Consider the following 24,087-nt stretch of genomic DNA (forward strand, 5'->3'; position numbering starts at 1 on the left):
TGTGCAATTCAATCCCACTTCCAAGTCTTTTCTCCATTTTATAACTATATTTAAATCCCAACAATTAATGATAATCATAAATTGTTGGGATTTAAATTGTTCACATATAATTATGCAATTCTTCTTTCTCAATACACAAAACACATTTTACTTGTTACTATAAAAGTACTCCAGATGAGTTTTTGCTCATCGACATTATCTAGTTAATGGGGCCTGCAGCGGGAAGCAGGTCCCTTTGACTTTATGACGGTACCAATTTCATTTGGACACATTTACCAGGTTTTTTCAAAAGAATTTTATGATAACATTACGTAGTCGAGTCCGACATCTCGGCAATACCCTTTTGAGGGTCTGCAACTTCCCTTGCAGACCCTCTTTTACTTTATATTCATTTTATTCATATATACCACAACATCATTCGTTGAATTTCTCCATTTTAAATTCCCTAAAAATAATCTAGGACACGTAACTAAAAATAAATATTTATCATACTTTGAGTTATACATGTTCAAAGGAGTGTTACTATTTATGTATTCTTATTGGCAATCGTATTACTCCCCCTACCATAATCCTTATGTAAACTATGATTTATCCGTACGTAACTACCGAATTAGTAAAAACGAGAATTTTTTAAAAGGGTATATGCGTTCTTTATGGGAACAACACGTCGCTTGGACGAGATTGGCTATTATAAGTATTGTATTTAATTTACCAGATGTTAACGTTACTGTTGGACGGCTTCTACAAAACGCAACACATATGGGTCTATCACTTGAACCATTTTACGGTGAGGATGCAGTGAAAAAATATAGTGCATTAATTAAAGATCACTTAGTAATTGCAGCGGATCTTGTTAAAGCCGCAAAAGCTGGTAATCAAAATGCAGCGGCCGCTATAGAGAAAAAATGGTACGCTAATGGTGATGAAATTACTCAATTTCTTAACAGTATCAACCCATATATAGATAAAGAAGAATTTAGAAAAATGTTTTATGAACATTTAGCACTAACGAAAGCAGAAGCACTTGCCTTCCTAAACAAAGATTATGAAGCAGGAGTAAAACTTTACGATAAAATTGAAAAAGAAGCATTAGAAATGGCCGACATGATAACAAACGCAATCGTAAAACAATTCCCGCAAGTATTTCAATAAAGTGAAACTTTAATCAGAGTAGGTTACTACTCATTAATACTGGATATTTCACCTCTCCTCTTTACATTTAGCTTATATCGATATATTTTATTAATATCCGTTTTTTATAGGAGGAAATAGTTTGATTAACGCCATTGGTCTCGTTTTTATACTCACAAATAAACACGAGAAAAAAAAGAAAGTTTACCTAAATGAAAAATTTGCACTAATAGATATTATTGATTCTAAAGAAGTATTTGATGATGAAGGTAATTCTTTAGTAGAACTAACATGTAAATACAGCATATATTTAGACGAAAAATATTACTGTAAATCTCTCGATGATTATACCGGACAAGTATTTCCTTTCTTAAGTGCAAAAATAGGAAAAGGTCTTCTAAGAAACTTAAACTACTACTTTTCTTACGTTGATGCCTATGATAAGAAACCACCGGTTAAAGAAATAAGACCACTTATGAAACATGTAACTAACAGATAGCGAAAAATACAAAAAAGAAAGCATCTAACTCTAGATGTTTTCTTTTTTATTGAAAACTCATTCACCCTCATCCTCTTCTAAAAATACGTATCCAAGCATATTTTAAATTAAAAACATTGGAGGATTAGACTGAATGAAATACTCAGAAACAATTATAAGCAAACGACTTCGAATACTTAAACTGACGGGTATGTTTTTCATGCTAGTATTAATAGCATGGATTGGATATACAAAATTACTTTATGAAAACGGATTCCTTCAAGAAAAAAAGAATTCAGTAGAAGTAATGAATACTAGTATTACAGGAGAAATAGAGCAGCTTTTTCATATAAACTTGCAAGGTTATCGAAAAACAAGCCTTGATGCTGTTATAGAAGCAAGCAAAACCGATCCAAGCGAACTATCCCTAATTGAACTGGTCAACAAATCCTGCTCGCGAGATTGCATAGGCGAACCAGTAACATATGTAAACTCAAACAATGGATATATCTTTTATAAGGAATCTAATGGAACTAATGTAGCTATAACGGTTAAAAAGAAAGACACATGGGTAATTGTAAAGAAATCTGTTCAAGATGGATTATAATTCCCCCCCAAAAAAGAGTACGTATCGTACTCTTTTTTATTATTAATCCCCTTCCTCTTCATCCCTACAATGGCATTTCGGTTTTGTTTTACAATGACATTTTTCACACTCACATTTCGGTTTCTCTTTGCAACAACATTCGTGAAAATTTCTGCATTTACATCTACATCTCCCAAACATTAAATCATCCCAAAATTTATTACAATTTCGGGAATGCCCACAATGACAAGTATTCCTCATGAATATACTTCCTCCTAAATAGAATTCATCATATTCTATGTTTGAAAGTATACAAAGGCTTGTATATTAGTCTATTTTCTCCATATCATAAGTAGAGTTAGAAGATTATATAATAATTAGTCTTATCTCACATACTCATAGTACCACTTACGTGAATCTAACCAAGCTGTAAATTTATCGATATTTCCAGCCGGGTAACCATTCGTTATAGCATAACCAATGCCATCTTTCTGAACGACAATTTGTCCATCAATACCCGCATCAACCATCGCTTGAGCCAAAGCTTGTAAATTACTAAATGCTACACCGCCAGTTTTTACTTTGAGCAAATCCACTGCACCTCCTCCAGTTTGTCCTGTAAGAGCAAATACAATAGAATTAGCGATTTTATCAACATTCCATTTTGCCATGTCGGATTCATTGTCAATAAATCCTAATTCTATAAGAATAACAGGTGCTTTCGTCCCATTTAATACCGCTAAATCTGTACGCTGTTTCGCACCTCGATCACGCCATCCAATATCTTTTGCTAGTTGAACTGAGATTTTAGCCGCCAAGTCTTTCTGATCATAATACAGAACCTCAACACCCTGTCCATTTCCATTGCTCGCATTAAGATGAAAAGAAATAACTAAATCCACAGCATGGGAATTGCTTTTACGAATAATATTATTTAAATTTTGTGATTGAGTTGTCCCTACCTCGTCTGTATCGTCATAAACCGTGTGTCCCAAGGCTCTTAACTTAGCCGCCACAGCATCTTTAACTTGCCTATCCAGAACGTGTTCTCTCCGATTCCCAAAATTAGCACCTTGAACAATACTATTGTGTCCTCCGTGCAAACTATATCTGGCCATTATTCATCAACATCTCCTTTCTTAATATCCTATTCAAAACTTGTCTCATTGCTATTCCCACTTACAATCTTAACTGCACCAATACGTCATACATTTTCTAAAAGTGAAGGCAATTCGTTTTCGATTAAAAAAGAGATGTCACTTCACAAATCGGATTCTTTATTCTCTAAATTGTATTAACTTGAATGGTAACACGAACAAAAAAGCATCACCTTTTTGGCGATGCTTAAAAACTCTATTTTACTTTTAAGTTCCCTAAATAAAGTTTAAGATCATGGTGACCGAAACTATACCTATATTTCCGCCTCCTCCTTCACTGCCTCTTTTAACCTCTGCAACATATACCCAATTCCTTTACACCCCTCTAGCGGATATGTAATCATTTCTTCTGGATATAACTTTGTCACTACTTTTTTATGCTTCTTCCCTGCTAGTAAGACGATTTCGTCAAACTGTAGTAAACTTTTATCTACCATCTGTTTTTGTAATTTCTCTATACTTATTACCTCATCGCTTTTTGAATCAAATGCAAGATCATAGTTTTTTAATACAATATCATTTGGCCTTAAAAATCCATGTTTCGCTGATAATATAACCCAGTTTTCGAAAAACATGGATGCGTACGCCTGACATGCTTTTCCGAACGGACTAATATATACATCTTTTGCTTCCATCGGTCCGTAGTTTGAATGCTTATCCCAAATTTTCTTTTTTCCACATGGAATTATACATAGCCTTTTCATATATATTTCTACTCCCTTTACTTCAATAAATAAAATCCATTATTTTGTACATTTTTCTCTCGAAATACTATATAATAATTCTGAAAGTTTTAATTACACATTTTACCATATAAGTACTATAGATCACTCTCAATGCAAATATTATAATACCATAAAAATTTTTCTTTTTTTCTTCAAAATAATAAAAATAAATTGTAATATTATGATGTACGAATAAAAATTAAAAAGGAGGTTCGTAAAAATGAAAAATATTATCCCTGCACTATTAGTCTATTTTATCGTTTGCGTTATTTCCGTTATCATCCCAGCATCTGAAGGCTACAATTATGTCGGCTGGAAGTTATTTGTTGGGCAAGTGTATGCGATACCTATTTTCTTCATTACTGCGATAATCACATTTTATATAAACAAGAAAAAATCTTACGAATAAACAATTGTAAGGATAGCTAACGCTATCCTTATTTTAATTCGTTAATCAAATCTAAAATAGCCCTTGCAGTACTTTGTATCCTTTCTTCCGAAAAGTCAAACGCAACACCTGTATTTATATATATTTCCTGTATAGATAAATTCCAATCTGAACTCGCTCCCTCTTTAAAGAAAGTAATCGCTTGTTCCGGATTCTCTTGATAAATTTGAAACAATTGAATCGCTCCTATTTGTGCAATTGCATATTCAATTTTATAAAAAGGAAACTGAACAAAGTGAAATGACTCGAACCAACTAGAACCAATTTCATTCTCTACTCCTGCAATATCAACTGATGAATATTGATACCTTTTACATAGTTCAATATATTTCTCATCTCGCTCTTCTGGTGAATGATTTGGATTTGTATAAAGCCAGTGCTGGAATACATCTCCTGAAACTGACGATATTAATAACGATAAAGTACGATATAATTGAACTCGCTGTACTTCTTTATAATCATCCTCTTGCGTATAAAAAATAGTAAGCTTATCCATTAATAATAACTCCAGGCTAAGGGAATAAAGTTCCGCCACCTCTTCACGAAGGTATCTTTCCTGCATACTACTTTCATTGTTAAATTGTTTATAAAAATGTAATGCATGCCCCAATTCATGTATTAATGCATGAATTGCATAAAATGAAGGACTAAAATTAGAATAAATAAAAACGTCTTTACTATGAGGTAAGGTAAAGCAAGCAGCTCCTGATGCTTTATTTTTCCGTTCTTGTACGTCAATTAATCCCGCTTCCCTTATATGAGTAAATTCCTCATGAAAACATGAATCTGTCTTCCGAAACATTTCTTCAACCCCATCCAATAAATCAATGTAATTTTCAAATGAAGATTTTTGCAAATTACAAGGAGCAAGATCCCAAGGACGATACGTTTTTACATCAAGATTCTTTTTAAAAAGACTTCCCAACTGTTTCCAAATTGGTACAACACACTTTTCTATCGACTCATGAAACTTATAACAATCTTCAATACTGTAATCTCTATTTTTTTGTTTAAAGGCATACTCACTATAATTATTAAACCCTGCATTTAAAGCCATCTGATTCCGCAATTGTACGAGTTCCTTCATAATACAATCTATTTCTATTTTTACTATACTTCTTGCTTCGCATAAAGCGTACCAAGCTTTTTCACGAATAGCTCTATTTGGGTTATCTATCCTTGCTTTTACGTATGCATACGTCTTTTGCTCGCCTTCCCAATTAATAGATATGTTAGACATTATTTCTCTATATTTCGTAATAAGTTCTTGCTCTTTAACGGAAAGCGCTATGTTCTTTTCATTAAACATTTCACTCTTCACAAATCTTGCTTTTTTCATAAATCCATATTTCTGCTCATCTAATAAATCAGAAAACGGACAATCTCTAAATTTCTGGTCAAATTTTGCATTGTATCTTTTTAAAAGTGGCTGAATTTCATTTTGGTTATACATATGTATATCACGTATATTACTATCTTTTGTATCTCTATACATAGCGATTAAATTGATCGTTAACTCTTCTTCTATTTCTGCGTTTAAACGCAGCTCCTCCGAAAGCCAGCTCTCTAATTCTGAAACCGACGTAATATTTCGCTCTAAAAGTGACTGTAATTTACTCTCCAAATCATTCAACATACACAATCCTCCCGTTTTTAATTTTCTGTTTTTTAGAGATAAAAAAGGACAAGTAGCCAATCTGACTACTTGTCCTTGCTGTTTTTGTGTACTCAATAAAATTAAGCTTGGAATGCTTCTGTTAATACTGGTACGATTTGTTTTTTACGAGATACAACACCTTTTAAAGTAGCTGTGTTGTTTTCTAGTGATACGTTGTATGCTTTCTCAACAACGTTTGCTGCTTTACCGATCGCAAGACCGACAGAATCGTTAGTTAAGATATCAGTTACAACGAATAAGAATAGGTCTAAACCTTTCTCTTCTACTACTGCAGAGATTACTTTTTCAAGTTCCGCTTGGTGTACAAGAACGTCGTTTGTATCAACAGCGTTTACTTGTGCGATTTCAACTTTCGCATTACCCATTTGGAATTCTTTAGCGTCAAGAGAGATTAATTGCTCCATTGTTTTTCCGCTTAAGTCAGCACCAGCTTTTAACATTTCTAAGCCGTAGCTATCAGCATCTACACCAGCGATTTCCGCTAATTCACGAGCAGCTGCTACGTCTTGTTCTGTGCAAGTTGGAGATTTGAATAGTAAAGAATCTGAAATAATTGCAGATAACATTAAACCTGCAACTTCTTTACGAATTGTAACGCCATTTTCTTTGTACATTTTGTTTAAGATTGTAGCTGTACATCCAACTGGCTCACAACGATAGTATATAGGATCGCTTGTTTCAAAGTTAGCAATACGGTGATGGTCAATAACTTCTAACACACGAACTGATTCGATATCGTTAGCACTTTGTTGACGCTCGTTATGGTCAACTAAAATAACGTTGTCCACTTCGCTTGCTACTGTCTCAACAAAACGCGGTCCTTCTACTTTAAAATAGTCTAACGCAAATTGAGTTTCACCGCTGATTTCGCCTAAACGTACAGGCTCAGCATTCATTCCTAATTCTTTTTTCAATTCTGCATAAGCAATTGCAGAACAAATTGCATCTGTATCTGGGTTTTTATGCCCGAAAACTAGTACTTTTTCCATGTTTTCCACCTCTTCATGAAAAGGATATCTTAAAGAAGCAAATATGACAATATTTAAAGCATATTTTTTTATAAATAATTGCACTTTCTTCTATATTTTTCATCATTTTCATAAAAAAAATCATCTAAAATGAATTAGATGATCGAAATATATGTTTCAATTAAAATAGTGTAGGAGTTTGCACTACGTTGTTAAAAGCGAAATTTGAAGCTAAGCCATTATTCACAAGGTTTACATCTATAACTTGATAAAACGCATTTCCAGTGTCTGCAATTTCCCAAACAGCTAAAATAAGATGGTATCCACTACGGTCAGTTGGTACATTTGCTTCGTGCGTTACTGTTGTCCCTGGTCTAGCTCCACCGTCATTTTTCACATAGAATGGCACTAAATCTAAATCTGATCGCGTTAAAGGTTTATTTGGATTCCAACCTTTTTTCGTAATATAATATTTCCACTCTTTTGTACTATGAGGAGCCGTTAGTTTCCACTTGAATGTATTCGTTCCGCCATTTAACGTAACTTTCTTCCACCTATCTACAGTTTGAACATCTAAAGCGGGAAAATGACCAGCCCCTGCAATTTGTCCATCAGAAGGTCCTAGTTGCGGAAATCCACCTATCCCTTCTACACTTTGTGGTTCATATTGAATCGGTCCACAATTTACATTTACCCCTTGCTTACATAAATAAGATCGGCTCGCTGGTGATTCTACATATCCATGAGCTGAAGCCTTTTCTGAAAATCCAAATGTTAATAATCCCGTAAGTAATACGCCACCACTTAAAATAACTTTCTTCATCTTTTGTAAACTATTCTTTTTCATTCTTTCATCCCCTTCCATTAATAAAGCGAAAATAACTATAGTTGCCTAGTCATCTTCTCTACATTTATTATAAGACGAGAATCATTACTAAAAGAACCCTCTAAAAACTTTCTCAAATTCATTTAGTGCGGTAAATGGATTATATCAATAAATTTATTTAACACCGCCAGAAAAATATAGACGGTGTTAAAATAGTTTCTTATTATTCAGTATGATAACCTTTTAATCACAATTTATATGCATTTATAATAAAGAACCGTAGCATCTAACTTTCCATTCGGAGAAATTGCATACCCTGGTATTGTTCCAACTTCTTGGTAGTCTAGTGATTTATACAATTTATTGGAAGGATCTCCTTCTCTAGTATCTAATACTAAAAGAGACCTGTTTTCTTGCTTTGCTCGTTCCTCTGCTTTTTGCATAAGCGATCGTCCAATACCGTTACGTCTAAAGTTTGGATGAGTCATTAATTTACAAATCTCGGCTCTATGAATTCCGTTAGGCTTTGTAACTAATTGTAATTGAATACTCCCTGCTACTTCGTTGTTTATTTTAGCCACATACAATATCACTTCTGGCGCTAATACTGTTTGCCAATACTTTGTTGCGTCTTTTTGTTCCAGTGGAGGCAAAAAACCAATTGATGCCCCATCATTTACAACCATTTTCAAAAGTTTCGAAAGTTCTTCCATATCATTTTCTAGTTTCTTAATTTCTTCAATTACTAAATTTCGCATTACTTTTCCCCCTTTTGTTTCATTGTAACAATTTTTAAAGAAGGAATAATGAAATAATAAGATAAATTTATATTAAGATATGATTTTTTTTGAAAGGATAACGATATGAAATATATATTAGATAGAACGTACGCAAAAGAATTACTCGAATGGGCATATGAACAAAACCCGGGCCCTTGGTTTGAACATTCACTACATGTTGCTCAAGCAACTGAAAACATAATTATAGAACTTATAAAAAAAGGGTACAAGCTAGATGCTGACATAGCATATAATGCTGCCCTTTTGCATGATATCGGAAGATACAAAGGTTTTACCAAATCGGTCATTCATTCCTATGATGGTTATATGTATATGAATGATTTAGGGTATACAGGAAACGCTGTTATTTGTGTGACACACTCATTCCCATGCAAAAATGAACATATAGATATCGCAGCGGAGTGGAGTCTCGTTCCTCACCATATGAAAAGCCGGTTAGTTGCAATATTGAATGAACATAGTAACTACGACTTATATAATAAAGTAATTACTCTTTGTGACGCTCTTGCTGACGCAGATGGCTTTACTACGCTGGAAAGAAGATTAATTTCCGTTGGTTTGCGTCATGGTACAACATCTCATACATCTTTACATTGGAAAGGGTTTTATGCGATTAAGAAAGAATTAGAAGCTTTAATCGGTAAGAGTATATACACAGTTCTTCCTGATGTAGGAAAATCTATTTATGAAGATATAGAATATTAAATTGAATACAAATTGAAAACGATAAAAATTGAACCCATCCTAGATAATTTTTATACTCAAATTTAATTTCACATAAAAAACGTTTTAAACATAAAGTTTAAAACGTTTTTTATTCAATGCTTTTGATTTTTCAGTTCTGTTAAACACTCTTGCACTAAAGTTACCGCTTGACTCATCGCAGCTCCGCCAGCAAATGCTGCTGAAACACCACATGCTTCCAGAATCTCTTTATCCGAACATCCTTGATCAAGACAACCTTTTGTATGATAAATTGTACAATACTCATCTTGCGTTGCTAAACTAATTCCTAATGCAATAAGTTGTTTTTCTCTTTTTGTTAAAGCACCCTCTTGAAAACAAGCTTGCGTGAACGCATTATATGTCTCAGCGATTTCAGGAATTTGATTTGTAAAACTACCTATACCTTCTTTATAATGATGTAGAATATCATTTATCGAACTATGTTGCTCATGTTCCATCTTATTCCCTCCAGTCATATTATCCATACCTATTGTAGTATGCGGTGAAATGGAGGCAATATACCTTCTTTTAAATTGAGAATTTTCAGTTAATTTACGTTATAATTTTAAATTATCATCTACAATAACTTTTTCTCTAGAACTTTTTCTGTCAACCTCTTTACTTCTTTCCTCCCAAAATGTTAATCCTTCAATCCCCACATTTTTAGGATTAAATACTGGATCTTTCCCTTCTTTTTTCTGCGTTTCATAGTCTTTTAACACTTTTAATGCGATTTTACTTAATAATAGAATCGCGATTAAGTTTAACCATGCCATACTACCGATTCCTAAATCTCCGAGATTCCATAAAAGCGACGCTGATTCAACACTACCGATGTAAACCATAATTAAAAATCCAAATTTTAAAACTGGTTTTAACCAGCCATACTTCAATTGACGATCTAAATAAGTAAGTGTCGTTTCAGCGATATAGTAATAAGCGAGTAACGTTGTAAATGCAAAAAAGAAAATTGCAATTGAAATAAATATTGGACCAAACCCTGTCATCACAGTTTCAACTGCTTGTTGCGTATAAATTGGACCTGCTTCCACATTTCCTATGTTTTTTACAATAGCGCTTTTCCCTTCAGGTATAACATTATACATACCTGTAATTAATATCATAAGAGCTGTCGCTGTACATACGACAATTGTATCGATATATACGGAAAATGCTTGAACTAATCCTTGTTTTGCAGGATGCGATACTTCAGCAGCAGCCGAACTATACGTCGCTTCTCCGACACCAGCAACGTTTGAAAATACAGCGCGTTTTACACCCCATGCAATAGCTGCACCAACAATTCCACCAAACATTTCATTTACACCAAATGCGCTAGAGAAAATTAAAGCAAACATACTTGGAATCTCCGTTACATTCGCAATTAATATGATACATGTAACAATTACATAACCAATTGCCATAAATGGAATAAGCATTTGAGAAACGCCAGCAATTCTCTTTACACCACCAAAAATAATTGCTGCTAGTAACACGACTAAAAATATACCAGTTATATATTTGTTAATACCATTAGAGTTTTCGAATCCAACTGCGATACTACTAGATTGAATACCTGGTAATAACATGCCATATGAAAGTGTTACAACTACCGCTACAATGACTGCAAACCATTTCATTTTTAAACCTTTCTCAATGAAATATGGAGTACCGCCGCGATATTCATTCCCTACTTTACTTTTGTATACTTGAGATAATGTTGATTCAACAAACGCACTCGCTGCCCCTAACAAAGCCATTACCCACATCCAAAATACAGCTCCAGGCCCGCCGAAAGCGATCGCTGTCGCTACCCCTGCGATATTACCAATTCCAACTCTTCCTGATAAGGCTAAACAAAATGCCTGAAAAGATGATATTCCCGTCTCGGAACTCTTTCCTTCAAATAATAGTTTAATCATCTCTTTAAAATAACGAATTTGCAAAAAACGTGTTGCAATCGTGAAATATACGCCTGCCCCTAATGCAAAAACAACTAAACCGATACTCCACACTTGCCCTACTAACCATTCTACTAAATTCTCCATCCAAATCCCCCTTATCATTCTTTGGAAAAGCAATTTTGTATATAAGAAAACGGACAACTATTATCAAACTTTCTAGTTGTCCGCATCTTTCATTATTTCATCCCTCAATTTTTGTCAGTAAAACACCCTATTACTTTATATTTACCCAAACACTTTTCACTTCTGTATAATTATCAAGCGCATATGAACCTAATTCGCGGCCAATACCAGATTGTTTGTATCCACCAAATGGTGCAGCTGCATTTTCTAAGTTATAATCATTAATCCACACTGTTCCTGCTTTTAATTTATTTGCCACTTGATGACCCGTTTTGATATTTTGCGTCCATACACCCGCAGCAAGGCCATAAGATGAGTTGTTCGCTCGTTCAATTACTTCTTCTGTCGAATCAAATGGAAGTACAACAACAACTGGTCCAAATATTTCTTCCTTAACGATTGTCATATCGTCTGTAACATCTGTGAATACAGTTGGTTTAACGAAATAACCTTTTTCAAGCGCACGTTCGCCACCAGCCGCCACTGTAGCACCTTCTTTCTTCCCTTGCTCAATGTAATGTAACACACGCTCTTGTTGTTTCTTAGATACGAGTGGACCCATTTCCGTTCCTTTCTCCATACCTGCTCCAAGTTTTACGTTGTTCGCCATTTTCACAAGTGCATCTACTACAGTTTCATAATGTTTACGATGAACAAATACACGTGATCCTGCGCTACAATTTTGACCGTGATTATACATAATACCTTGGAATGCACCATTAATTGCTTCTTCCAAGTCCGCATCTTCTAAAATGATATTTGGTGATTTGCCGCCAAGCTCTAACGTTACATGCTTAATCATTTCTGCAGACTGACGCATAATATACTTTCCTGTAACAGTAGATCCTGTAAAAGCAACTTTATCAATGTCATGATGATTTACAATTGCTGCTCCTGCTTCAGGACCAAAGCCTGGTACAAAGTTTACAACACCGTTTGGAAATCCAGCCTCTTTAAAGAGTTTTGCTGTATATAGTAAGGATAAAGGTGTTTGCTCTGCTGGTTTTAATACGATCGTACAACCTGTCGCCAGTGCAGCTCCCATTTTCCAAGAAGACATAACGAGCGGAAAGTTCCACGGAATAATCTGACCTACAACACCTACAGGTTCATGTCTCGTGTAATTTAAGTAATCTTTTGAAATTGGGATTGTTTGCCCAATAATTTTTGTAGCCCATCCTGCGTAATAACGATAATTTTCTACAGTCGCTGAAATATCATCATCAAGTGCTACTTGATATGGCTTTCCATTATCTAAAGCTTCTAGTTGCGCTAATTCTTCTCTATGTTCTTCAATTAAATCTGCTAACTTATAAATAAGATGCGCTCTTTCAGCAGTAGTCATTTCTGCCCACGGACCAGATTTAAATGCAGATCTTGCTGCTTTTACTGCAGCATCAATATCCTCTTCTTGCGCTTCACATACGACTGCTAGAACATCTTCTGTTGCTGGATTGTATGTTTCAAACGTCTTTCCGCCAATAGCAGAAACAAATTCGCCATTAATAAACATTTTAATTTCTTCATTTAAAAACGCTTCCACTTTTGGTTTCAGCTCAATATTTGTCTTTAACATTATGTTCTCCTCCTTATTTAAACAGCTGCATGAGCTGCAATATTTGATAAAATCGTTTGAAGCTTTTGATCTTCGTCAACAGTTAATTCTAGTCTTGGATAGCGAGAAGGTCCTCCCGCTTGCCCATGTAATTCCATGGAACGTTTAACGATTTGAACATATTTCCCTGATCCTTCAAGAAACTCGCAAAGTGGTAAAATAGCATCGTTTATTTCCCACGCCTTTTCTAATTCACCATTTTGAAAATGCTCATACATTTTTGTAACGAGACCGGGAACGATATTTCCTGCTACTGAAACCCATCCCGAAGCACCAACTAAATATGATTCCATAACTAAATCTTCAGAACCACAGAAGACTTGGAAAGCCCCTTCACTTTGTCTTACTAAATCTCTCGCTTTTTGAATATCTCCGCTAGATTCTTTAATATGTGTAACATTTTCACACTCTTTTCCAATACGGAGCATTAGCTCTGTACTCATATCGACACCAGAAGTAAATGGGTTATTGTATAGCATAATTGGTATATTTACAGAGTTTGAGATTTCTTTAAAATGAAAATAAATCTCCTCTTCCTTCGGTTTACAATAGTAAGAGTTTATAATTAATGCACAATCCGCTCCGTGCGCTTCTGCATGTTTCGTATATTCAATTGTTTCTTTTGTGGTCTCTGCTGCAGTTCCAACAATGACTGGAATACGGCCATCAATTTCTTTCAACACAGTTTCTACCATTTTAAATCGTTCTTCTTTTGATAAACTTACAAACTCTCCTGTACTTCCATTAATGATAATACCTGCAACCTTTTGTTCGATAAAGTAATTTACATTTTGTTTTACCCCATCCCAATTAATTTCCTGAAATTCATCCATCGGTGTTATTAATACTGGAAATGCCCCTTTAATTTTTTGCATATTTATCTCTCCCTATCACATTTTATTTTAATAAGAATCCTGCCGGAAACGGATCCGTAGGGTCTAATAGAAACGTCTGCATCCCTGTAATAAATCCTCTACTTTCAAAACGGAAAATGTATCCTAGTTCCTCCTTCTTCACTTTTTCCACAGTTATAAAACTATTAAATATACTTTCATTTTTAAAAGGTTTATCCGCCATATAATCATTTTTAAATAATGCATGAACATAGGAAACGATAGTAGAAACAAAACCTGGCGAACGTACGATAAAGTTATCTTCATGAAATGTAATCGACTTTATATGGTTCTTTTCTTTTTGCGAAGGATCTACTAAAATAAGCCTTTTTATTAGCGACTGTTTTTGTATAGCCTGCAGTGTAGCTTCTCCCCATCTTTTCAATTCTGAAATGTTTTCAACACGAATTTCTGGCGAATACGCACCTTTTTCTACAACTGCATATACTTTATCTGCTTGTATGAGAGAATAACTTACATTACCAACCTGTAAATTTTCCTCAATCAAATAGCAAAGTTTGCTTTCAAACGAAACAGATATAACTTCATCATTCTCTACATACGCATGAACTAAAAATATTCCAGATAACGTTTCAATTTTGTATTGATTGGACTCTCTCTTTTTTAAATACCCACTTTCGAGTAACATCGTTATTACCGCAACAATGCCCCCATAATGAAGCGGAATCGAACCTTCATGATTAAAAAATAATACAGCTGCATCCACTTCATTATGGATAGATGGAACGACAATACACCCATTCAAACCGATAAAACCACGTGGTTCATTTAATAAAAGCTTCATCTCTTCTGCTAATTCACCTGAAAATTGTTCATTTAATTGCTCCAAACTGTAGTAGTATTTGCATGGTACGTCTTTCATTACACGAAATGCCTCGCCATTTACATGTACGTCTACTGCTGTATACATTTTTTGAATGTTCATTTTATATCCTCCGTTTCATGTTCCATCGGCGGAATTAGCAAAAATCCTTCTTTGAGTGGATCCATTTCATTGTAAAAAAATTTATGCATACCCATAAGCCAAGCTGATCCCGTAATTTTCGTTATGACAGCTTCAATATTTTCAACATGTGTCGTATTCACGACATATCCTTTAAATAAAGAACCAACGATACTCTCATGAATGAACTCTTCACCAATTTTGATTTCTTTCTGAGCGTATAATACAGCTAGCTTCGCAGATGTTCCTGTACCGCATGGGGATCGATCTATTCCGCCTGGTGGTACAACAACTGTATTTTTCACATGCGCACATTCATGAGTAGCATCTGTATAAAATTCAACATGTGTTAATCCTCTAATAAACGAATACTCTGGATGAATGATTTCAAACTTCTCATTAATTTTGTTTCTTATATGAATCGCCTTATCAATGATTGTAGATGCATTTTCTGGTACTAATTCTAGGCCTACTGACTTCGCATCAATAATGGCATAAAAATTCCCTCCATACGCAATATCAACCTCTACAGTTCCAATGTCTTTGACGTGTACAGTAATATTTTTCAATAAAAAAGCTGGTATGTTACAGAAAGATACCTCTTTTGCTTTTCCATCTTGAACAGCAATATCTACTTCCACTAAGCCAGCCGGGGTATCTAGTTTTAAAGAAGTAATCGGTTCAACTACTGGAATTAAACCTGATTCAACTAAAGCTGTACATACACCGATTGTATCGTGACCGCACATCGGTAAGTATCCACCTGTCTCTATGTATATAACACCTATATCAGCCTCAGGATGACATGGGTCTGTTAATAATGCCCCTGACATTACATCATGACCACGCGGTTCATTCATTAACAATTTTCGAATCCAATCATATTCCTTTTTCATATGTAACATCTTCTCTGCCATCGTCTCTCCAATCAACTTTGGAAGTCCGCTAATTAATGTCCTCGTTGGATTCCCGCCCGTATGTGTATCAATAGTCGTAAAGACTCTTTGTGACCTCATCCGTTTAACACCCTTTCTGTAAAACGACTCAAACGAAGTGGTTCAATAGGAATAATTGTCTCTTTTTCATTTAATAACTCTTCAATTACTTTCCCAGTAACTGCTGCAAGACTAATCCCATCCCCTTCATGTCCAGCGGCAATGAAATAATTCGGAATATGTTCCACTCGTGAAATAATCGGTAAATGATCTTCTGTCCACGGACGTAAACCAGCGTAAGAACGAATTACCATCATATCTGCCATTTTCGGATAAAAGCGAATCGCTCTATTTGCGATACATTTAATGACTTCATTGTTTATTCTTGTATGAAACCCTACAAATTCACGACTACTTCCAATTAAGAAATTTTGACTTTCAGTAGGCTCAAATACGAGCGCAACCCCGTATTTTTCAGTTAAAGCATCTACTTTTCTTTTTCCGCCAAATTTAGAAATTAAATAACCGAATTCCATTACTTTACGGCATCCTACATGTTGTTGCCTTGATGCTACTATAATATGCCCTTTTCTCGGTTCAATTGGTATATTTACATTTAACATCTGACCAATCTTAGGAGCCCACACACCGGCTGCATTTACAACTTGTTTTGCTGTAAAAGTACCATTCGTAGTTTCTACAACAAATGAACCATTCGTCTCTATTTTCATACTCTTTACTTCGGTCTGCTTAAAGGCTTTTGCGCCAAACTTTTGTGCCTCTGACAGAAGCGAGAAAGCAAGGAGATATGGATTCACAGTTGAATCCGTCGCACATTCTAAACCGCCTAATAAATCATCAGCAAAAAAAGGCGACTCTTCTCTTATATCTTGCCTATCAAGCATTCGAAACGGTAATCCAGCTTTTTTTTGCCGATTTACCCATTGCTGTGCAGCCTCCATCTCTTCGTCTGACTCACATACGAGAATACTTCCTGGTGCCCTATATTCAAATGAATGCTCTAATTCTTCACTTAAATCAGTTACTAATTTTTGACTTACTAAAGACATTTGACTATCAAACCCTGGGTCTTTATCAATAGCCAAAATATTCCCATCACACCGTGAAGACGTCCCGCTGACAAATTCTCCTTTTTCAATGATTGTTACGTCTCTTCCGTATTTTGAAGTGTAATAAGCGATAGAACACCCTATTATTCCACCACCTATAATTAAAACGTCGCAGTGCCTCACAATATACTCCTCCTTTCCCTAAACCTCTCACTTTCTTTTATGCAATTGACGTGCCAATTCTGCACATATACAATTTCCATAAATAATATTTTTATTTGTAAAAATAATTCAAATTTATAGTAAATAGGTGTATTATTTTTTTATCACTGTCAAAATTTTTATACATAACGGGAGGATATTATGGCATTTTCATTTCCGACTATACAAGAGTTTTTGGAAAGTATTTTAATCGATCATACATGTAGCCTTAATCACATTAAGCAAGTAAACGAAAGGTTTTATTATCTCCCTTCTACTACAGAAGAATATAATTGCGCCATTATTTATGTAGATGACTCATTCATTGCACTAATTGACGCTTTTTCTTATGAATTAGCTGTTATCATCCTTAATGAAAACGATGAGCCGATATGCTGTATAACTTCTCAGCAAATGATTCCATTTCTTTATAAGTCCTACAATGAACTACAGGCATTTTATGACACCGTAATACTAACAACTGACTCTTCTGTTACAGTCATTGATAGTAAAGAATGCGTTCGAACTTGGACAGATGGTGCTGAAAAAATATTTTCAGTCAACCATAATGAAATTATTGGGCAACCGATTACTCGTTTTTTTGATTATAAAGACTTGGAAATTTTACAATCTTTACATGATGGAAAAAGCATAGTCGCTCAGTTCCATCAGCCTCGTCCCGATTTATTCGTATTAATTAATTCAAATCCAGTTTATTGTAATGATGAAATTATAGGAGCAGTCGTTTCAGAAACAGATGTTACAAATCAAGTCGCTTTAAATGAAAAACTATTTAATATGTCACATGAAATGCACCGTTTAGAACAAGAAGTGGCAAAGTATAAAGATGAATCTGATCCTTTCCTTGCGATGAATGGAAAAAGTCCTGTTATACAAAGAACGATACAATTAGCTAGAAAAGTTTGTTCGGTGAAATCAACTGTTTTAATACTTGGGGAAAGCGGAGTTGGAAAAGAAGTATTTGCGAAAGCAATTCATGAAGCAAGTGAAGCAGCGAAGGCGCCTTTTATTTCGATTAACTGCGGGGCAATTCCAGAAGCGTTATTTGAAAGTGAATTATTCGGTTACGAGCGTGGGGCGTTTTCTGGAGCTAATAGTAAAGGGAAAAAAGGGAAAATTGAACTCGCACAAGGCGGTACTTTATTCCTCGATGAGATTGGCGAAATGCCGCTCGATATGCAAGTAAAACTGTTACGTGTACTACAAGAACGAAAGTATTACCGAGTTGGCGGAGAAAAAGAAATTAATATTGATTTCCGCATTATCGCTGCTACAAATCGGGATTTACAAGAAGAAATGAGAAAAGGAACTTTCCGAGAAGATTTATATTATCGTTTAAATGTAGTTAGCCTGCATATTCCACCGCTGCGTGAAAGACGAGAGGATATTATCGAACTCACATACTCATTCTTAAACGATTTTTCGATCAACTATAACCGACCAATTCGTGACCTACCTTCAAGCATTATGCATGAACTGCTTCATTACAATTGGCCAGGTAATATTCGAGAACTTCGAAACGTTGTTGAACGACTTGTGGTATTCGCGACAGACGGAATTATAAAACAAGAATATTTACCATTTCATACGACTGAAACTTTAGACAACCATACAGCTCATTCCCTATTACTCAGCAACAATAATACAATCCTTTCTTTACAAGAAGAGATGGATGAGCATGAGAAAAAAGTTATTGAAAGGGCTTTACGAATTTTAAATGGGAATAAATTAGAATGTGCAAAACAACTTGGCGTAACAAGGGCTACTTTATATAACCGTTTAAAAAAACTTGGACTTCAATAAAGAAGCAGTATGCACCGATTAGGCGTTTACAGGTAGCTCTCTCTCCTTCCTCTATATTGGCATGATTTTTGCATATATAATTTGTGCAAACCGAACTAGAGGAGGAATACACATGACCAATAAAAACAACTTAATTGTTTGTCGTTGTGAAGAGGTTACATACGGACAACTTCAATCGACAATTGCTGAATATAACTGCTCGGCAAGAGAATTAAAACTAAGGACACGTGCTGGCATGGGATTTTGCGGTGGTCGTACATGCAGAATAATGATAGATCGAATGATTGAAAATGCGAATCCTGACGTAACTCTTAATGAACTACCGTTAAAATATCAACCACCAATACGTGCAGTTACTTTTGGATCGGTAGGTGAAAGTAAATGAGTAGAATTACACATCACCCTATTTTAGGTACTTTACAAAGTAGTGAGCGTATTACTTTTCAATTTAACGGTCATCAATACGAAGCATATGAACATGAAACGATAGCTGCTGCCCTGTTAGCAAATGAAATACGGACATTAAGAGTTCATGAAGATAGCGGGACACCGCGAGGTATTTATTGTAATATCGGGCACTGTTCCGAATGCCGCGTGACAGTAAATAATCAAACAAATGTACGCGCATGCTTAACTGTTGTAGAAGAAAACATGGTTGTTGAAAGCGGGAAACAGCATCCGAATATCGTGAGAGAGATGGTGAAAAAACGATGAGTGATGTAATTATTATCGGTGCAGGGCCAGCGGGATTATCTGCTTCTATCTCTTGTGCTCGTTTCGGACTAAAAGTGCTCGTTATTGATGAATTTATGAAGCCGGGCGGGAGATTGTTAGGGCAGTTGCATCAAGAGCCTACTGGGGAATGGTGGAACGGAATAGAAGAATCGAAGCGACTTCATGAAGAAGCAGAATCACTTTCAGTACATATCAGGTGCGGTGTTTCGGTCTATAATTTAGATAAAGATGAAAACAATTGGTTTGTACATACTAATATCGGTACGTTAGAAGCACCGTTCGTACTACTTGCTACTGGTGCTGCGGAATATTCTATTCCCCTTCCAGGCTGGACACTTCCAGGAGTGATGTCAATTGGAGCAGCTCAAGTTATGACAAATGTTCATCGCGTGCAAGTTGGAAAAAAAGGAATCATTATTGGTGCTAACATTTTGTCTTTCGCCATTTTAAGTGAATTGCAATTAGCGGGAATTAAAGTAGATCACATTGTACTCCCTGAAAAAAGCGAGTTAAGTCAAAAAGCTGGTGAACCTGAAGAAGTTTTAAACTCTCTTTTAAATGCAGCACATCTCGCTCCTTCTGCTATTTTACGAATAGGTAGCCACTTTATGAAATATGATTGGATTCGAAAAGCTGGATTAACATTCTATCCAAACAGCGGAATGAAAATAAACGGAACGCCACTTCACCTTCGGAAAGCAGCTCTTGAAATTATCGGAACAGATCAAGTTGAAGGTGTACGTATTGCTAATATTGACTCTAAAGGAAATGTTATTAATGGATCAGAGAAAATATATGAAGCAGATTTTGTTTGTATTGCTGGGGGATTATACCCACTTGCCGAACTTGCAGCTGTAGCTGGTTGTCCCTTCCATTACATTTCAGAATTAGGTGGACACGTTCCTCTCCATTCCGAAACAATGGAAACCCCTCTTCCTGGTTTATTTGTAGCTGGCAATATTACAGGCATTGAAAGCGGAAAAATTGCGATGGCGCAAGGAATAGTTGCAGGTCTATCAATTGCTAAATATGCAGGTGAAAAACATGATATAGTCGACCAACAATTATATCACGCCATGCAAAACGTTCACTCTGTTCGTCAGAAAGCTGCAATTCAGTTTAATCCGATGGTAGATATCGGTAGACGAAAGATGAATGAAATTTGGCGTGATTATTCTTCTACATATGCACATACTAAAAAGAGCTGCTGAGATTATTCTCAACAGCTCTTTTCTCTACTCATCCGAGTTATTAAATTTCGCTAATGCGTAAATACCTTCTTCATCATCTAATTCAAGCTGTAATCTCGCTGCGAATGAATTGACATTATATTCTCTGTCAAGCAATAAGCGTAATGCTTCGATTAAGTTTGCTTGAATTAAAATTTGCTGGCGACCATTTACCTCTACTTCCGCAGAGAAACCGTAGTCATCGTCATACATGAGTTCAACTAACACTTCTTCTGGACCCACTTGTCTTTTTTCAGCTATATATACGCAAAGCGCATTTATTAATTCTTGTTCAGAAATTTTTATTGTTTCCATGCTACTTCATCTGCCTTCTTTTTACGTTGGTCTTTGAAGTATTTAAATGCACGAACTGCTAACATTACGATACCAGCCATTACTAACATATTTACCATAAACGCTAATACAGAACCAAGAGCTCCCATATTTGCAAATAAGCTACCCATTAGTAAACCACCAAGACCACCTAGTAATAAACCTTTCATAAAGCTTCCTTTATTACTTTTTGGTGCTGTGTTTGTTGCTTTCGTTTTTGAATCTGGAGTCGTTTTTTGAGAATTTACATTTGAGTCTTTTTTGTTTAAATCAACTTTTGACTTTTGACCTGAACTTGGTGTAAATGATTTTTTACCAGATTTGTAACTTTTCGCTGCCGCATGATCTACGAACATAAAGCTGCTAGCCCCAAAGATAACCATAAATGCTGTCATTACTGCTACAAGTTTTTTCAACATATTATATCCATTCTCCTTTTATATAGATATATGTGAAATCTATCTTTCTAGTAAATTCAGAATGATAGATTTATTTTTAAGAACATTTTAAAGGTTCTTATGAACTTATTATATGAACTTTTGTCGAAATATGCAAGTATTATTTACTTCCGACAGTTTGGTGACAAAGGAAAAATTAAGCAAAACAGAATTGACTTTAAATGAAACAAAACATATTATAAGTTCATAAGAACTTTTTATTATTTTGGAGGTGAAAAGATGGAAACATTTCATCTCACACGAAACGAAATGGCTACCCTTCTTCTATCACTAAGAGGATGGAATACGAAAAAGCCTCTCGGTATTTTACAGGAAGCTTGGGCAAAGTCACATAAAAAAGATATTGAAAGCGGACAAAGCGTTACAGCTTTTATTACTACCGCACTTTCACCTATTTTTGAAAAGCTGATTAAAATTGACGATACTGATGTCGGTTTTTCTTTAAATGAAATAGTTGCGCTTGGCAATCAGATTGAAAACACAAGTTTCTCTGTAACTGCTATGCAAAACTGGGTGAAACGAGATATAAAAGAAATGATTGGCTCTCCTCAAAAAGGGAAAAAATATTCAATTGAACAAGCAGCCTTACTATTTATTGTCGAAGATTTAAAAACAGCACTTGATTTTGAATCCATTCGTAAGCTATTACGCCTTATTGTAAATGACCCAGCCGATCGAAGTGATGATTTAATCAATCCTGTTCATTTATATGTAGCATACTCTTCTCTATTTGAAGAACTCAATCAAGGGAATTGCTTACAATTAAATGCAACAGATACCGTTCATACAATTGAAAACATTGTAAAAGAAAAAGCTGATAAAATCGCAAGCAAGTTCGATCAAATTAATAACGAACAACGCGAAGCAATTCGTAACGCTATTATTATTGCGACCCTTTCTGTACATACCGCTTATGTACAAATGTTAGCAAAGCGTTACGTAACAGCAACTTTATTTTTACAGAACTTAGATGTGAAGCCTTAAAAAATAGGAGCAGAAATGCTTCTATTTTTTTATGAGAAATTTTTAATAATCTTTTCATTAACCCTTCATGAAAACGCGGCTTATATCCATTACTATAATACTTATGAGAGACATAAAAGAATTGAAATAGCAATCCCCTATGTAAATAAGGTATAATCTACATATAGTGAACCTTTTAGGTAATTAAATAAAAGGTTCTTATACTCAAAAATTCATAAACTAGAAGGTGCAACAATGTTAAGTAGTTTTATTCATTCAGTATTAACGTTTTTTGAAGGATTAGGTTATTGGGGCATTATGCTTGGACTTATGATTGAGATCATCCCAAGTGAAATTGTCCTTGCTTATGCAGGATACTTAGTATTCAATGGAAGTATCTCATTTATAGGCGCAGTTGTATTCGGTACAATTGGCGGTGTTATTGCCCAAATCTTTATTTATTGGCTTGGACGATACGGCGGACGACCTATATTAGAACGTTATGGAAAATATATTTTCATACATAAAAAACAAATAGATGCTGCAGAAGATTGGTTTAATCGTTACGGAACTGGCGTCATTTTTACAGCACGCTTCATTCCAGTAGTACGTCATGCGATTTCAATTCCTGCTGGTATTACAAAAATGCCTTTACTACGTTTCACTACATTAACAGCACTTGCGATTATCCCTTGGTCTATTATTTTCATTTATTTAGGTGAAAAACTAGGTGAAAATTGGGAGAATATAAATGATATTGCTGGTCCGTATGTGAAATCATTCGCAATTGGTGGCGTCGTACTTATACTTTTATACTTCGTTATAAAAAAATGGACAAAAAAGCGTAAAAATCTCGCTTAAGAATATAATAAAAACCGCTATAAATTCATTCGGAATTATAGCGGTTTTTTATTTATATATGAATTAATCTTCAGGAATTATATAACACCTTTCCATCTACATTTACATGGATAAGCAACCATTTAATCATTTCTTTCGTATATTATCTCAAAAAGGAGTGATTCCCCTATGCATTGGCAGCAAAAAATACCATACTTAATCGGACGCCCTATCGGTATTTCCTTCATAAATGGGCAAGGAACTTCTGGTGTATTATGTTCAGCGCATGATGGTCAATTATATGTGTATGAATACCTTTATCAAGCCCAGTTTGCAATGAAACATTATGATTATAGACAGATTCAAGATATACATGCATTCCCAAATTGTCCTCACCAAAATCCTCTATACTAAAAA

Annotated in this window: 28 protein-coding genes; 12 read left to right on the forward strand and 16 right to left on the reverse strand. The window is 35.0% G+C overall.

Translation table 11 applies throughout. The features are described from left to right. The first annotated feature begins 528 nt into the window (after positions 1–528). The 3 genes from QCI81_RS01115 (at position 529) to QCI81_RS01125 (ending at position 2,216) form a co-directional block, all read left to right on the forward strand. Entirely contained in the window at positions 529–1,152 is a 624-nt protein-coding gene (locus tag QCI81_RS01115) for an acetylglutamate kinase (protein WP_065228971.1), read from the forward strand. 121 nt (positions 1,153–1,273) lie between these two features. After that, positions 1,274–1,630, forward strand: a complete 357-nt coding sequence (locus QCI81_RS01120; RefSeq protein ID WP_023522187.1) for a hypothetical protein — start codon at positions 1,274–1,276, stop codon at positions 1,628–1,630. A 133-nt stretch (positions 1,631–1,763) separates the two neighbouring features. Further along, the gene (locus QCI81_RS01125; protein ID WP_000877567.1) at positions 1,764–2,216 is read left to right on the forward strand and encodes a hypothetical protein; all 453 of its coding nucleotides are present in this window, start codon (positions 1,764–1,766) and stop codon (positions 2,214–2,216) included. Here the strand turns inward: QCI81_RS01125 and QCI81_RS01130 are convergent. From QCI81_RS01130 to QCI81_RS01140, 3 genes are all read right to left on the reverse strand, one after another. Next, positions 2,201–2,392 carry a hypothetical protein gene (locus QCI81_RS01130; protein WP_071732106.1) on the reverse strand — a complete coding sequence of 64 codons (192 nt, stop codon included), beginning with the start codon at positions 2,390–2,392 and terminating at the stop codon, positions 2,201–2,203. The genes QCI81_RS01125 and QCI81_RS01130 overlap by 16 nt on opposite strands. Positions 2,393–2,578: 186 nt before the next feature. Continuing rightward, complete coding sequence (locus tag QCI81_RS01135) at positions 2,579–3,313, reverse strand: N-acetylmuramoyl-L-alanine amidase (RefSeq protein ID WP_071732105.1); 735 nt, start codon at positions 3,311–3,313, stop codon at positions 2,579–2,581. Positions 3,314–3,606: 293 nt separating this feature from the next. After that, positions 3,607–4,056, reverse strand: coding sequence for a DUF6884 domain-containing protein (locus tag QCI81_RS01140; RefSeq protein ID WP_000824876.1), 450 nt, complete (start codon positions 4,054–4,056; stop codon positions 3,607–3,609). A 241-nt stretch (positions 4,057–4,297) separates the two neighbouring features. Between QCI81_RS01140 and QCI81_RS01145 the strand changes: the two genes are divergently transcribed. Further along, a complete protein-coding gene (locus QCI81_RS01145) occupies positions 4,298–4,486 on the forward strand; it encodes a DUF4017 family protein (protein ID WP_000789485.1) in 189 nt (62 codons plus the stop codon). Positions 4,487–4,514: 28 nt separating this feature from the next. Here the strand turns inward: QCI81_RS01145 and QCI81_RS01150 are convergent, their stop codons facing one another. From QCI81_RS01150 to QCI81_RS01165, 4 genes are all read right to left on the reverse strand, one after another. Next, the gene (locus QCI81_RS01150) at positions 4,515–6,161 is read right to left on the reverse strand and encodes a M3 family oligoendopeptidase (RefSeq protein ID WP_071732104.1); all 1,647 of its coding nucleotides are present in this window, start codon (positions 6,159–6,161) and stop codon (positions 4,515–4,517) included. A gap of 101 nt (positions 6,162–6,262) precedes the next feature. Beyond that, positions 6,263–7,192 (reverse strand): manganese-dependent inorganic pyrophosphatase, encoded by a 930-nt coding sequence (gene ppaC, locus QCI81_RS01155; protein ID WP_000416871.1) that lies wholly within the window; start codon positions 7,190–7,192, stop codon positions 6,263–6,265. Between the two features lie 160 nt (positions 7,193–7,352). Continuing rightward, complete coding sequence (locus QCI81_RS01160; RefSeq protein ID WP_016081274.1) at positions 7,353–8,018, reverse strand: lytic polysaccharide monooxygenase; 666 nt, start codon at positions 8,016–8,018, stop codon at positions 7,353–7,355. A 233-nt stretch (positions 8,019–8,251) separates the two neighbouring features. Beyond that, positions 8,252–8,755, reverse strand: a complete 504-nt coding sequence (locus QCI81_RS01165) for a GNAT family N-acetyltransferase (RefSeq protein WP_023522191.1) — start codon at positions 8,753–8,755, stop codon at positions 8,252–8,254. 105 nt (positions 8,756–8,860) lie between these two features. On the opposite strand from QCI81_RS01165, the gene QCI81_RS01170 reads away from it, so the two are divergent. Beyond that, complete coding sequence (locus tag QCI81_RS01170) at positions 8,861–9,502, forward strand: HD domain-containing protein (protein ID WP_098680266.1); 642 nt, start codon at positions 8,861–8,863, stop codon at positions 9,500–9,502. 113 nt (positions 9,503–9,615) lie between these two features. Here QCI81_RS01170 and QCI81_RS01175 read toward each other — a convergent pair whose 3' ends face one another. The 7 genes from QCI81_RS01175 to QCI81_RS01205 all read right to left on the reverse strand — a co-directional run bounded on the left by QCI81_RS01175 (position 9,616) and on the right by QCI81_RS01205 (position 17,270). Then, positions 9,616–10,008, reverse strand: coding sequence for a carboxymuconolactone decarboxylase family protein (locus tag QCI81_RS01175; protein ID WP_001999958.1), 393 nt, complete (start codon positions 10,006–10,008; stop codon positions 9,616–9,618). Positions 10,009–10,080: 72 nt separating this feature from the next. Further along, a complete protein-coding gene (locus tag QCI81_RS01180; protein WP_071732102.1) occupies positions 10,081–11,571 on the reverse strand; it encodes an alanine/glycine:cation symporter family protein in 1,491 nt (496 codons plus the stop codon). A gap of 130 nt (positions 11,572–11,701) precedes the next feature. Next, a complete protein-coding gene (locus tag QCI81_RS01185; RefSeq protein ID WP_000920978.1) occupies positions 11,702–13,186 on the reverse strand; it encodes an aldehyde dehydrogenase family protein in 1,485 nt (494 codons plus the stop codon). Between the two features lie 17 nt (positions 13,187–13,203). Further along, positions 13,204–14,100 (reverse strand): 4-hydroxy-tetrahydrodipicolinate synthase, encoded by an 897-nt coding sequence (gene dapA, locus QCI81_RS01190; RefSeq protein ID WP_353810592.1) that lies wholly within the window; start codon positions 14,098–14,100, stop codon positions 13,204–13,206. A gap of 22 nt (positions 14,101–14,122) precedes the next feature. Beyond that, positions 14,123–15,064, reverse strand: coding sequence for a proline racemase family protein (locus QCI81_RS01195; RefSeq protein ID WP_001025560.1), 942 nt, complete (start codon positions 15,062–15,064; stop codon positions 14,123–14,125). Continuing rightward, on the reverse strand, positions 15,061–16,098 hold the full coding sequence (locus tag QCI81_RS01200) for a proline racemase family protein (protein WP_071732101.1): 1,038 nt from the start codon (positions 16,096–16,098) through the stop codon (positions 15,061–15,063). Before QCI81_RS01200 ends, QCI81_RS01195 begins: the two co-directional genes overlap by 4 nt. After that, the gene (locus QCI81_RS01205; RefSeq protein ID WP_063547553.1) at positions 16,095–17,270 is read right to left on the reverse strand and encodes an NAD(P)/FAD-dependent oxidoreductase; all 1,176 of its coding nucleotides are present in this window, start codon (positions 17,268–17,270) and stop codon (positions 16,095–16,097) included. The genes QCI81_RS01200 and QCI81_RS01205 overlap by 4 nt, the downstream gene beginning before the upstream one ends. Before the next feature lie 180 nt (positions 17,271–17,450). On the opposite strand from QCI81_RS01205, the gene QCI81_RS01210 reads away from it, so the two are divergent. From QCI81_RS01210 to QCI81_RS01225, 4 genes are all read left to right on the forward strand, one after another. Then, complete coding sequence (locus tag QCI81_RS01210) at positions 17,451–19,112, forward strand: sigma-54 interaction domain-containing protein (RefSeq protein WP_071732100.1); 1,662 nt, start codon at positions 17,451–17,453, stop codon at positions 19,110–19,112. Between the two features lie 112 nt (positions 19,113–19,224). Beyond that, entirely contained in the window at positions 19,225–19,497 is a 273-nt protein-coding gene (locus QCI81_RS01215) for a (2Fe-2S)-binding protein (RefSeq protein ID WP_000182619.1), read from the forward strand. Then, positions 19,494–19,826: a (2Fe-2S)-binding protein gene (locus QCI81_RS01220; protein ID WP_000087063.1), complete on the forward strand. Its 333-nt coding sequence runs from the start codon at positions 19,494–19,496 to the stop codon at positions 19,824–19,826. Before QCI81_RS01215 ends, QCI81_RS01220 begins: the two co-directional genes overlap by 4 nt. Continuing rightward, positions 19,823–21,058, forward strand: coding sequence for an NAD(P)/FAD-dependent oxidoreductase (locus QCI81_RS01225; protein WP_071732099.1), 1,236 nt, complete (start codon positions 19,823–19,825; stop codon positions 21,056–21,058). The genes QCI81_RS01220 and QCI81_RS01225 overlap by 4 nt, the downstream gene beginning before the upstream one ends. Before the next feature lie 24 nt (positions 21,059–21,082). On the opposite strand, the gene QCI81_RS01230 is transcribed toward QCI81_RS01225, so the two are convergent. Next, on the reverse strand, positions 21,083–21,391 hold the full coding sequence (locus QCI81_RS01230; protein ID WP_000447759.1) for a YxcD family protein: 309 nt from the start codon (positions 21,389–21,391) through the stop codon (positions 21,083–21,085). Beyond that, entirely contained in the window at positions 21,379–21,828 is a 450-nt protein-coding gene (locus QCI81_RS01235; RefSeq protein ID WP_000914478.1) for a hypothetical protein, read from the reverse strand. The genes QCI81_RS01230 and QCI81_RS01235 overlap by 13 nt, the downstream gene beginning before the upstream one ends. A gap of 258 nt (positions 21,829–22,086) precedes the next feature. On the opposite strand from QCI81_RS01235, the gene QCI81_RS01240 reads away from it, so the two are divergent. From QCI81_RS01240 to QCI81_RS01250, 3 genes are all read left to right on the forward strand, one after another. Then, the gene (locus tag QCI81_RS01240; protein WP_000447231.1) at positions 22,087–22,851 is read left to right on the forward strand and encodes a DUF1836 domain-containing protein; all 765 of its coding nucleotides are present in this window, start codon (positions 22,087–22,089) and stop codon (positions 22,849–22,851) included. Positions 22,852–23,085: 234 nt separating this feature from the next. Continuing rightward, positions 23,086–23,691, forward strand: a complete 606-nt coding sequence (gene uptA / locus QCI81_RS01245; RefSeq protein WP_000952913.1) for an undecaprenyl phosphate transporter UptA — start codon at positions 23,086–23,088, stop codon at positions 23,689–23,691. Positions 23,692–23,859: 168 nt separating this feature from the next. After that, on the forward strand, positions 23,860–24,084 hold the full coding sequence (locus tag QCI81_RS01250; protein ID WP_000558689.1) for a hypothetical protein: 225 nt from the start codon (positions 23,860–23,862) through the stop codon (positions 24,082–24,084). Positions 24,085–24,087: the final 3 nt, after the last annotated feature.

Origin of the sequence: Bacillus cereus group sp. MG20 (assembly GCF_040459885.1) — a bacterium.
Lineage (GTDB): Bacteria > Bacillota > Bacilli > Bacillales > Bacillaceae_G > Bacillus_A > Bacillus_A cereus.